Raw genomic sequence first — 11,248 nt, forward strand, 5'->3', positions numbered from 1 at the left:
CGGGTTCGGGAAGCGGCCCGGGAAAACGGAACAGCCCCAACGGTTGTCACCGCGTCCCGGGCCGACTTTCACCGACCGCCAACACAAGAAATAGTCGACTTCATCGACGCCAATCGTGGGGATTTCGGGGTCGAGCCCATCATCACTGTCTTGCGCACCGCAGGCGTGACGGTGGCCTCGAGCGCCTACTACGACGCCAAAGGTCGGCACCCGTCGGCACGTGCTCAGCGCGATGCCGTGCTGGGGCCGGCGCTGGCGAGCTCTGGACAGACAACTACTTGTGTCTACGGCGTACACAAGCTGTGGAAAGCAGCCCGCAGGGACGGTCACGATATCGGCCGCGACCAGGTCACCCGGTTGATGCGAGCGGCGGGGATCTGCGGAGCGCGGCGCGGCAAACGGGTCCGCACCACTAAACCCGACCCGACGGCGGCGCGACACCCGGATCTGGTCAAGCGCAAGTTCACCGCCACCGCGCCGAACCAGCTCTGGGTGACGGATCTGACGTTCGTGCCTACCTGGGCCGGGGTCGCATATATGTGTGCTTCATCGTCGATGCGTACTCGCGGATGATCGTGGGTTGGCGGGTCGCTAGGCACATGCGAACCTCGATGGTGCTCGACGCACTGGAGATGGCGCGGTGGTCACGCGGAAATATGCTGCCGGACTTGGTATGTCACTCCGATGCCGGGTCTCAAGGCGGATTCACCTCGATTCGCTATAGTGAACGGCTCGCTGAAATCGGAGCGGCGCCCTCGATCGGCACCGTAGGCGATAGTTTCGATAATGCTCTGGCCGAGACGGTCAATGGCTACTACAAGGCCGAGCTGATCTACGGACCCGCCCGCACCGGGCCGTGGAAGGCAGTCGAGGACGTCGAGCTGGCGACCCCGGGCTGGGTATACTGGCACAACAGCAGCCGCCTACACAGCTACCTCGGCGACATCCCACCCACCGAATACGAAGATGCGTTCTACGATGCACAACGGACCGACCAACTCCTGGTCGGAATCCAATAGCTCGAGCCTCCTGCAGACCCAGGGCGTTTCAGCCAGACGATCAAGTTGTTCTTAGCGTTCAACGCTGAGCTTGTGAGGTTTACCTGCCGGCAAGTTGCGGTCCCGGCGAGATTGGTGTGCCGCGTCGCGACGTTCTTTCCCGAGCTCGAGCACGGCCAGGCTAGCCATGATGGCGGCTACAGCCCCGCCGGTCGGGGTGTTGGTGTCGATGCCTTCGCGTTTGGCGCGCAACAGGATTCGGCTCTCACTGCATTGGCAATAGTCCGGGTGACTTCGGCAACATTGCGGCCAAGTCAGTCGATCGTGACGACGACTGTGTCGCTGTCAGGGGCGTTGTCCAGGAGAGCCGCCAGGCCGGGGCGGGCGGTGTTGGCCACCCCGGAGAGTTTGTCGGTGTAGGTCTGCTCGTCGTCAACGCCGGCAGCGGCAAGCGCACGCAGTTGCGCGTCGGGATCCTGACCGGTGGTGCCGACGCGGGCATACCCCAAGATCGCTGCCACGCCCAGCGCTATCTCATTAGCCACCGGCGGCTGGGATTTGAGACACGCGGTGTGAGACGAGAAATGCGACGCCGCGAGCTGGATCGACGAGCGGGGGAGGGGGTCCGTGGAGCTGTCTCGTTTCTGGAAAAGAGATACCGGCCCGCTAGGGGTGCTCAGATGCCCGGCGGCCACGTGCCCCGGGGTAGGTCGTCATGCGATGGCCGCTGCGGGCTGTTGGGGGCTTGCTGCCGGGTTATTGGCGAGCATGCCGAGGACGTCTTGCCATACTTGGTAGCTGATCGCGATGTCCAGATGGCCGCCTGCGAATCCCGGATCTTGTTTTTGTAGAACGATGTTGGTGACGTTGGGCCCGCTGAGCGCTTGCTGTGTGTAGGGGGTGACTACCCAATCATTGGTGGTGGCGATGGTGTCGTAAATGACTCCGGGCCGGGTGTCACCGTTGCTGTAGGCTTTTTGTACTAGCGACGAACCCACCGCCTGCTCTAGCCAGGCCGCGCCGCCCTGTGCCACTAGGCCCTTAAACAAGGTGCCTAAAACAGGGATGGACAGCAGGCTGGTCAGCCCGTCCAGATTGGTGCCGTGGTTGCTCGGGGCGATGCCGATGAACTGTGAGACTTTGGCGGCGCCGCCGAGGTTGTTGAGGTAGTACTCGGGCAGGATTCCGCCGCCTTGTGAATGGCCGATCAGGATGACCTTGGAGGCGCCGGTCTGTGCAAGCACCGTGTTGACCTCGGTGGAGAGCTGTTCGGCGGATTGCTTGATGTCGGCAGTGGACTGGATCGGAAAGTTGGGATTGCTGGTGTTGTTGCCGTAGTTGAAGGTGTAGACCTTGTAGCCCGCATCAGCGAGTGCGGGTGCCCCGACGCTCCAGTCGTAGTTCTGATTCGCCGCGGTGGCGTTGATGAAGATGACCGGCAACGGATGTTCGGCGGTGACGGTGATGGATGGATTGTTGGCTCCCGGCGGCGTCACCCCCGGTGTCAGGTAGCCCAGCAGGTTGTATACGCCGTAGTCGACCGCGAACGGCCCGCTGCTGGTGGCATTCAGTGGTGTGTCGGTGAGCGCTTTACTGACGTCGCCGGCCACGGTCGCCACTGTGTTGAGCGCCTTGTATGGCAGTCCCCACAGCAGGTCGGGACCGATCGTGTAGGCGCCCAGCACTGCGATGTTGTTGACCAGTGACGCCGCCATCGTGCCGAGGTCGAACCCCAACCCGACCATCTGCCGGGTGAACTGGGTGACCTGACCGACATCGTGGGCCAGCGCCGAGCTTAGGTGGGCGGCGGTCCCGACTAGCGCCGCGGCCACGGTATTGACCGCCGAGTTGACCAGGTAACCGGGGGACGACTGCGTCCCTACGGTGGACTTGCGTTGCAGCTCCTCGCCCAGAACTGCCAGCGTTACGCCGTCTAGAGCAGTCGGTGCCGATGGCGTGGCTGGAGCGTTGGGCGAACTCGCGGTAGTTGTCGCGCCGCTGGCGGTTAGGGCCGATGTTTTGGCAGCCTTCACGGTTTTGGTCGTGACAGTTTGAGCGGTACTTGCGGCGTTCTTGACCGCAGGCTTGAGGGCCGCTGGGGTGGCGACGGCCGAGACCGACGCGGCGAGCACATGGCTCGGAATCGCCGTCGCGGTCGCCGCGGCGGCGTCGTGCGGAGTCGATGTTGTCGCTGGCGGCGGATCAGCCTTTCCGGTCGCCGCGGCGGTGACCGGATGGGTTTCACCGTGGTGTGCTGGTCCTACCTGAGGCACCGGCGTTCTCGATGTCGGTCCTTCGCTCGAATGACCCGACCCTGAGTTTCGGGATGTGCCCAGGCAATCCCCGAAGACGTCGCCAGTGCCGCATACAGAGTCATCGCCAATGCGCACAACAGTGACCAGCGGAACTTCCGGGGATGATCTTCCAACACCGCGGTATGAAGAACCTTCGTTTCACTAGCGAATCCAGAAACCACAGCGGACGGCTCATTATGAGCGCACCGCTGCCTATCCAGGTGCGAAACGGTGTTTCTGGGATTCGCGCGGTTGGGAAGCGGCTGAAGGCACCCCAGAACCGCGACTGAATCGCGAATCCTCACCCAGTCGAACACCCCACAGCAGGTTTGCGCCAAAGGCCACCCCTAACTGGTACAGGGTGTCACACATCACGTACCGGCCCCTGGGCAAACCGGGTATCAATAGCTTGTGGGCGTGGTAGCGCGAATTCTTCAGACTCGTGGAGCGGCGCACGCCAGCGACACCTTCGGGACTTGGCGCGACCCGAAGCGCTACCTGTGGCTGTTAGGTCCGGTAACCCCGGGCATGGTCGGCCTGTCCTGGGTGCTGGTAAAGCTTACCGGCCTGTCCCTGTTCTGGTGGACCGGAATAGCTCTGACCTTTGTGATCGTGCCCGTTTTGGACCACCTCGTCGGGCCCGACCCGCATCAGGCCTCCGACGACACACTATCTCGGATCGAGGGTGCTCTCTTCTACCGGCTGACCACCTATCTACTCCTGCCCGCCCAATATCTGTCGGTGATCTTCGCGTGCTGGCTGTGGGCCGGCGGCGGCTGGGTCACCATGACACTCGCCGACAAGATCGGCTTGACGGCGTCGGTTGGCACCGTCGGCGGCATCGCCATCAACGCAGCGCACGAACTCGGCCACAAACGCGGCCTGTCCGAGCGCCGGCTGAGCAAGATCGCACTCGCCCAAACCTGCTACGGCCACTTCTACGTCGAGCACAACCGCGGCCACCATGTGCGGGTCGCCACACCCGAAGATCCGGCCAGCTCGCGCGTGGGCGAAAACCTGTACGCCTTCATAGCTCGGTCGATCATCGGTGGCTTGCGCTCGGCATGGCAATTGGAACGTACGCGGATGCGCCGCCTGCACAAATCCACCTGGTCACTGCACAACGAGGTACTCAACGCCTGGCTGATGAGCATCGTTCTGTATGTCGCCCTGGGGCTGTGGTTCGGGACCACCGTGCTGCCCTGGCTGATCGGCCAGGCCGCTATCGGCGTCTTTTTGCTGGAAACAATCAACTATCTGGAGCACTACGGCCTGCGCCGCCAGAAACTACCCAGCGGCCGCTACGAACACGTGCGCGCCACCCACAGCTGGAACAGCAACACCAGAATCGCCAACATCTTCCTGTTCCACCTGCAACGGCACTCCGATCACCATGCCAACCCGACGCGCCGCTACCAGGCCCTGTGCCACGCCGACGAAGCCCCTCAGCTACCCAGCGGCTACGGCACCATGCTGTTGATGGCGATGTGCCCGCCACTGTGGCGTCGAGTGATGGACCCACGGGTGCTCACCCACTACGCCGGCGATGTAAGCCTGGCCAACATACTGCCCGGATACGATCCGCGCCTGCACAAGCGCTACCCGCACCTCGCTGCCTACACCGTTCACTCAAGAAACAGCCGGTCTAAGCAGCGCGGGGCGGGGTGTATGGATCGACTTCGCTGCGGCCAGCGTGACCACGCCCTCTGCCACCGCGGTGCCCTCACGCGCGAACAGAAACCGTGAAACGTCCACCCCTTCGAACTTAAGCGATTCGGGGCGATGATGACTCTCGATACGAGATGCCTACGCTGAGCGGCGCGCAACTAGGGTTGTCGACGGGATGCGATACCTGATCGACCATCCACACGAAACCACCCCTCGCCTGAAGCGGGCCAATCGAATTGCCCGATGACGCACACCAGTGCAATAGTTATGCCTATTGATGTTGTTCTCGATGCCGTGCCACAGTCATAAGGACCGAAAATTATCTGGTACAGCAAACGAAATATTCTGGATGACAATTGCAGAAATCTACATTTATCGACCAAATGGGGACTATCTCGTTAACGGTGTTTCCGGCGGTTTCCATCAGTAGGTTTCGGCTGCCGGGAATCGGTCGCCGAACGTGATTGCAAACGCATTGAGCGCTGGCTTCCACCGCATCATCCATCGTGCCCTGCCCACCCCGGTGGGTTCCAGGGAACGCGTCACCAGATACAGTCACCTGAGCGCGGCCTGCTCAGTCGGAAAGTGCCCGCGGTGTCGACGGCATCTGAAATTTGACCCCCTGGCGGCATCTGAAATTTGACCCCCTGGGTTGGTGGTGGTGATTATTCCTCGGTGGTGGTGGCCACGGTAGGTGGGCGGCCGAGGTCGCGGTTTTTGAGTCGGTAGCTGTCTCCTTTGAGGGTGATGACTTCGGCGTGGTGCACGAGGCGGTCGATCATCGCTGCGGCGACGACGTCGTCGCCGAAGACTTCGCCCCAGCGGCCAAAGGCCTTGTTGGAGGTGACGATCAGGCTGGCGCGTTCGTAGCGCGAGGACACCAGCTGGAAGAACAGGTTGGCGGCCTCGGGTTCGAATGGGATGTAGCCGACTTCGTCGATGACGATGAGGGGGTAGCGGCCCATTCGGGTCAGTTCGTGCTGGATGCGGCCGCTTTGGTGGGCTTCGGCCAGTCGGGCTACCCATTCGGCGGCGGTGGCGAACAGGACCCGATGACCGGCTTGGCAGGCACGGATGGCCAGTCCGGTCGCCAGATGGGTTTTGCCGGTGCCCGGTGTGCCCAGGAACACGACGTTGTCTCGCGCGGTCACGAAGTCCAAGGTGCCCAGGTGAGCGATGGTGTCGCGTTTGAGTCCGCGTGCGTGTTCGAAATCGAACTCTTCCAACGCTTCGATTCAGGGGTCTAGTGCAACAGCTCCTATCTGGGGGGTTGTTGCATGCGTCCTGGCCCTCTGCCTTCGGTAGTGCGCCTGTTCTGGTCTCATGTCAGTTCTGAGCTGTCGATCGATGCGGCTGCGGTCGCTGCCGGCGTGTCGCCGGGCACTGGATGGCAGTGGTTTGTCAACGCTGGCGGGGTGAAACCCAAGATCGATTCGGCGCCAAGGAAGTACACCCGGCTGACTTTCGCCGAGCGTGAGCAGATCGGGCTGGCGGTCGCGGCGCAGGAACCGATCCGTTGCATCGCCAAGCGACTAGGACGGGCGCCCTCGACGATCAGCCGGGAGATCAAACGCAACAGCTCTGATGGCCGCAACAAGTACCGGCCGCAGTTCCGTTTCGGTGCCCCGTGGCGGGGCGGACCGTTGCGACGCCCGCACTATTTCCCCAGCGCCGCCCAGGGCCGCGCCCAGCGCAAGGCCCGGCGACCGCATCCGCGCAAGCTGGCTACCAGCGCTCGTCTGCATACCCAGGTGCAGACTTGGCTCAAAGATTTCCTCAGCCCCGAGCAGATCGCCCGGCAGCTGGTGGTTGAGTTTCCCGACGATCTGGAGATGCGGGTGTCCCACGAGACGATCTACCAGTCGATCTACGTGCAGGGCAAAGGCAATCTGCGTCGGGAACTGCACACCTGCCTGCGCACTGGGCGAGCGTTGCGTCACCCACGCCGCCGGGCCGGGGAACGCCGCGGACGCATCCCCGGAATTATCAACATCAGTGAGCGTCCCGCCGAGGCCCTCGACCGGGCTGTGGCCGGGCACTGGGAAGGCGACCTGATCCTGGGCAGCACCGAATCAGGGTCAGCGATCGGGACGCTGGTCGAGCGGTCCACGCGGTACGCGGTGCTGCTGCATCTGCCCGAGAACCACACCGCTGAGGCGGTACAGAACGCCATCGTGGCCAAGATGCCCCGGCTGCCGGCGATGCTGCGTCAAACCTTGACTTGGGATCAGGGCAAGGAGATGGCCAACCACGCCCAGATCACCGAAGCGATCGATCTGGACATTTACTTCTGCGACCCGCACTCGCCTTGGCAGCGCGGCACCAACGAAAACACCAACGGTCTTCTGCGCCAGTGGTTCCCCAAGGGCAGCGATCTATCGATATTTCCTGAGGACTATCTGGACCACGTCGCCGCCAAACTCAACAACCGGCCACGCAAACCCCTGGACTGGAAAACACCCGCCCAACGCCTCGACGAACTACTGTCCGACCCGTCCGATCCACCCGCTGTTGCACTAGGACCTTGAATCCACCACGATTTTCGTGCCGGAAACCGGGCCGATCGGATGTGTCCTTCGCCGCCGTGGGCTTCGCGAGCGGACACTTCCCGTTGTAGGCACGCGGCCAGGTATTCTTCGTGGCTCCAGTTCTCCGCGCGAGCCCGCTCGGCGAGCCTTTCGGTGGCATCGCGCAACGTCGGTGCCTTCAATGCCCTTGTCAGGTAGGCGATTTCAGCGCGGACATCACGGCCGGCTGGGCTGGTTTTCGCGGTCGCCATCAGGCCACCCCGCCATCGAGGTCCACACCGAACGCGGTGTCGTAATCGGTCAGCGATCGGGTCACGACTTGCGGTTCAGCCACGGCGTGTTTGGCTGCTATTCGCCTGCGCCGCAGTACTTTCGCCGCCTCAACGTGCGCCGGGTCCGACAGGGTCTGATGCGTTGCCCAGATACGTTCATGCTCGGCGACCAGTTCCCCGTCGCAGAACGCGTGGACTCGATCCAGATCCGCCCGCACCAGCACCCGCCGTCCGACGGCCCCGGGATGCACCGAGTAATCATTGCCGTCCAGACGCACATAGTGATCGCGCGGCAGGCGCAACGAGGCACACCAGTTTGCGGACCAGGGCGGTGCTTGACGACGGTGAGTGGGTGATCAACGGATCGAAGATTTGGACCTCCGCCGGTCATCTCGCAAACTGGATTTTCGTCTTGTGTCGGACGGACGTGGACGCCTCCAAACACAGGGGGATCTCCTTCCTCCTCGTACCGATGAATCAGCCGGGCGTCGAGGTTCGGCCCATCAAGAACATGGTCGGTCAGACGATGTTCAATGAAGTATTCTTCACTGACGCTCGGACCTCGGCGGGCAACATTGTGGGGGAGCTCAACGGCGGATGGTCGGTGGCGATGACCCTGCTCGGTTTCGAGCGCGGAACCAGCGTCACCACCGACGCAATCCGATTTCAAGCCGACGTCACTCGGCTCATTGACCTGGCGCGAGAGCGAGGCAAGACGAGCGACCCGCACATCCGTGAACAACTCGCGTGGGCCTGCAGCCGCGTCGAGATCATGCGCTGTCGTGGCTACCAAGCGTTGTCGCGCTTCTTGAAGGGTGAGTATCCCGGAGCCGAGGCGGCGATGACGAAGATAATCTGGAGTGAGTTCTTCCAACGTGAAACCGAACTTGCAATGGAGATACTCGGGTCGGACGTGCTCACGCCGTCTGGCACGGGAACAAATGGAGCCTTGATAACGGCGGACCTCGGTACGCCGAACGCGTCGCTCGCGTGGGTTGAGTCTGCGCTCGCCGCAAGGGCCGCAACGATTTACGCGGGTAGCTCTCAAGTGCAGCGAAATATTGTTGGGGAGAAGCTGCTCGGTTTGCCCAAGGAGCCACGACTTGACTCTGGTCCGTTCCGCACCTTGGTCGGCGCCCGAGAAGGATAGGTGTTTGCATTGCGTGCGTGAGCGGTTATCGTGCGCAGTGCTCTGATACCGGGCGGTTTCGCGGTCACAACCGTCGCTTCTTCTGCATGAGACGTGGAGAACCTCTCCATGGCCGCGTTGTCGCCAGCTGTCCCGACGCGGTCCATCGATCCGACCGTGACGTGTCGATGCAGATTGTGAACGAATTTCCTTGACCTGAACTGAGATCCGCGATCGGGATACAGAATGCAGCCTCCGACGTCACCGCGTCGGGAGTCGATCGAGTAGCCGATGATCCGGTTGGAGAACACGTCCTTGATTGCGCACAGGCATAGTGTGAGGTTGCCCCCGGATGGTGGACACGGGGTCAGGCGGCTTGTGCCGTCTGATGATGGCGGTGCTCGAAGTCGATTGGGCTGATCATGCCGATCTTGGAGTGCCTTCGTCGGCGGTTGTAGATCCGTTCGATCCAGTCGCCGACTGCGAGCCTGGCAGCGTGCTTGGTGGGCCAGGCGTATCTTGTCCCAGGGTGTACTGCGTGCCACGGTCAGCGTGGAAGATGACCTGTGCGGGCAAGGCCCCACGCAGCGCCACTGCCATCGACGGTGCGGACTCCACCAGATCGGTGCGCATGTGGTCCTCGACTGCCCAACCCAGGACCCGCCGCGAGCACCCGTCGTCGAACCGCGCACAGGTACAGCCAGCCCTCACCGGTAGGCAAGTACGTGATGTCCGAGGTCCAGACCTTGTCGAGCTCACCGCGGTCGAATCGACGGTTGACCAGGTCGTTGGGGCGGTGTGCGTCGAGGTCCACCACGGTGGTCACCGGGGTGAACTTCCGCGGGCTGATCCCGGCCAGGCGTTGGCGGCGCATCGAGGCCGCCACCGTCTTGCGGGAGATCACCTCCCCGTCTTCACGCAGATCGGCCAGGATGCGCGGTGCGCCGTACACCTGATCGGAGGCGTCGTGGAAACCCTTGACCTTGACGTCGATCGCCTCACGGCGCTGCTGGGCCGGCGTGGGCCCCGCCGCACGGGCTGTGCGCCACTTGTAGAAGCCCGACCGGGACACCTCCAACAGTCCAGTCATCCGCACGATCGTGAAGTTGGCCTTCTCCGCTTCGATGATCCGGTACATCTCTACCAGTTCTGTTCGGAGGCGAAGAAGGCTGCGTCCTTATCAAAAACGCACGGTCCAAACGCAATTCGGCGTTCTCTGTGCGTAACCGTTCTCACTCTTTGCGTTCATCATCGTCGAGCACCTCGGGATTATCGGATGCCGAACGTGCTCTGGCGGTGGCGACTCACCGGCCGAGCAATTGATCTCCGACACCGATCTCTGCGGCTACGTCCGCAACGGGCCGACCGGTATCGACAACCAGGCGCACGGCCTGCTCGCGATACTCCGGGGCGTACTTCTTGCGGTTTCCCGACACGGGAACATCCTCCCCGCAGGACCAGCAGTACCGCGATCAGATGTCCACCATCAGGGGTCAACCCCAACACCCGGCCAAGGATCCCGCACTGTCACCCCCCGGTCCCGAAACCCCACCATGCCAGGGGACTTACCCATCCTGATGTCGTTTCATCGCAACTATCACTACCATCGCGCTAGGCTTGCTCGTGTATCGAGCGGTAGATACCTGGTACTTTCGAACCCTGTACTCACAAGAGCGCTCGAATCGCTCGTCGATGATCGAGTGAGCGTCGAACGTGCTCGCGACAATCGCTGTAGAGAACGCCGGCTGGAAGTGAAGACGCGCTTACCAACTGCCGTCACCACGCTTCGGTCGTGGCCCGCTTCGGCGCCGCAAGTGAATACTTGGGGGGAGTTTGCGGGATTCGGTGTAAATGGCCCAATACGCCGAGCGTGAGCTTGGTGGGAAGGGTCCACAGTGACCGAGACGATGAGGGCTGTGTCCTCTGCAGCTGATACTCACGATGATGTGTCCATGGCGAGCTCACCCGCACCGGATGAGCTGGCGACCGCGCGGGAGCTGGTGCGCCTGTTGCAGGCCTGCGGGGTGTCGTTCGCCGGTACCACCGACGGGGTGCTTCGGGCGTTGACCAAGACGGTGGTCGAGACTGCGCTGGAAGAACTGGCCGTTCACCTGGGCTATGACAAGCACGACCCGGCTGGCCGAAACGGTGCCAACTCCCGTATCGGTACGCGCACCAAGACGGTGCTCACTGACACCGTCGGCCAGATCGACATTGTGGTGCCCGGGACCGGGACGGCACGTTCGAGCCGCAGATCGTTGGTAAGCGTCAGCGGCGGTTGACTGTTGACCGTCTCTCTGGATGGCTATCACGGGGTGGCCATTCGTCATTGATCTTGCCGATGTGATCGGTGGCGTGG

The 11,248-nt window shown here is 62.6% G+C and carries 3 protein-coding genes and 10 pseudogenes; 5 read left to right on the forward strand and 8 right to left on the reverse strand.

Features of this window, described 5'->3' with window-relative positions; genetic code table 11:
- Window positions 1–1,019: pseudogene (locus tag ACJH6H_RS29030) on the forward strand (IS3 family transposase); the annotation flags it as partial.
- 54 nt (window positions 1,020–1,073) lie between these two features.
- Here the strand turns inward: ACJH6H_RS29030 and ACJH6H_RS29035 are convergent.
- Window positions 1,074–1,519 (reverse strand): annotated as a pseudogene (locus ACJH6H_RS29035) (recombinase family protein); the annotation flags it as partial.
- 192 nt (window positions 1,520–1,711) lie between these two features.
- A complete protein-coding gene (locus ACJH6H_RS29040) occupies window positions 1,712–3,271 on the reverse strand; it encodes an alpha/beta fold hydrolase (protein ID WP_406776329.1) in 1,560 nt (519 codons plus the stop codon).
- A 549-nt stretch (window positions 3,272–3,820) separates the two neighbouring features.
- Here ACJH6H_RS29040 and ACJH6H_RS29045 point away from each other — a divergent pair.
- Window positions 3,821–5,038: an alkane 1-monooxygenase gene (locus ACJH6H_RS29045; RefSeq protein ID WP_406776330.1), complete on the forward strand. Its 1,218-nt coding sequence runs from the start codon at window positions 3,821–3,823 to the stop codon at window positions 5,036–5,038.
- A 345-nt stretch (window positions 5,039–5,383) separates the two neighbouring features.
- Here the strand turns inward: ACJH6H_RS29045 and ACJH6H_RS29050 are convergent.
- Window positions 5,384–5,635, reverse strand: a pseudogene (locus ACJH6H_RS29050) (IS256 family transposase); the annotation flags it as partial.
- Window positions 5,626–6,192, reverse strand: a pseudogene (istB, locus tag ACJH6H_RS29055) (IS21-like element helper ATPase IstB); the annotation flags it as partial. The pseudogenes ACJH6H_RS29050 and istB, both read right to left, overlap by 10 nt.
- A 45-nt stretch (window positions 6,193–6,237) precedes the next feature.
- Between istB and ACJH6H_RS29060 the strand changes: the two are divergent.
- Window positions 6,238–7,488 (forward strand): IS30 family transposase, encoded by a 1,251-nt coding sequence (locus tag ACJH6H_RS29060; RefSeq protein WP_318986928.1) that lies wholly within the window; start codon window positions 6,238–6,240, stop codon window positions 7,486–7,488.
- Between the two features lie 8 nt (window positions 7,489–7,496).
- Here ACJH6H_RS29060 and ACJH6H_RS29065 read toward each other — a convergent pair.
- Window positions 7,497–7,739: pseudogene (locus ACJH6H_RS29065) on the reverse strand (IS21-like element ISAau2 family helper ATPase IstB); the annotation flags it as partial.
- Window positions 7,739–8,083 (reverse strand): annotated as a pseudogene (locus ACJH6H_RS29070) (Mu transposase domain-containing protein); the annotation flags it as partial. The pseudogenes ACJH6H_RS29070 and ACJH6H_RS29065, both read right to left, overlap by 1 nt.
- On the opposite strand from ACJH6H_RS29070, the pseudogene ACJH6H_RS29075 reads away from it, so the two are divergent.
- Window positions 8,029–8,910 (forward strand): annotated as a pseudogene (locus ACJH6H_RS29075) (acyl-CoA dehydrogenase family protein); the annotation flags it as partial. The pseudogenes ACJH6H_RS29070 and ACJH6H_RS29075 overlap by 55 nt on opposite strands.
- A gap of 98 nt (window positions 8,911–9,008) precedes the next feature.
- On the opposite strand, the pseudogene ACJH6H_RS29080 reads toward ACJH6H_RS29075, so the two are convergent.
- Together ACJH6H_RS29080 and ACJH6H_RS29085 are read right to left on the reverse strand one after the other, a co-directional pair.
- Window positions 9,009–9,224 (reverse strand): annotated as a pseudogene (locus tag ACJH6H_RS29080) (IS3 family transposase); the annotation flags it as partial.
- Window positions 9,225–9,256: 32 nt separating this feature from the next.
- Window positions 9,257–10,325, reverse strand: a pseudogene (locus ACJH6H_RS29085) (IS3 family transposase).
- 516 nt (window positions 10,326–10,841) lie between these two features.
- On the opposite strand from ACJH6H_RS29085, the pseudogene ACJH6H_RS29090 reads away from it, so the two are divergent.
- Window positions 10,842–11,185, forward strand: a pseudogene (locus ACJH6H_RS29090) (transposase); the annotation flags it as partial.
- Between the last annotated feature and the right edge of the window lie 63 nt (window positions 11,186–11,248).

This window comes from Mycobacterium sp. SMC-21 (assembly GCF_045310825.1).
In the GTDB taxonomy this organism is placed as follows: domain Bacteria; phylum Actinomycetota; class Actinomycetes; order Mycobacteriales; family Mycobacteriaceae; genus Mycobacterium.

Excerpts from the sequence above, each read along its gene's own strand:
- ACJH6H_RS29045 (WP_406776330.1), top strand. The coding sequence starts at position 3,821 with ATGGTCGGCCTGTCCTGGGTGCTGGTAAAGCTTACCGGCCTGTCCCTG.
- ACJH6H_RS29060 (WP_318986928.1), top strand. The coding sequence starts at position 6,238 with ATGCGTCCTGGCCCTCTGCCTTCGGTAGTGCGCCTGTTCTGGTCTCAT.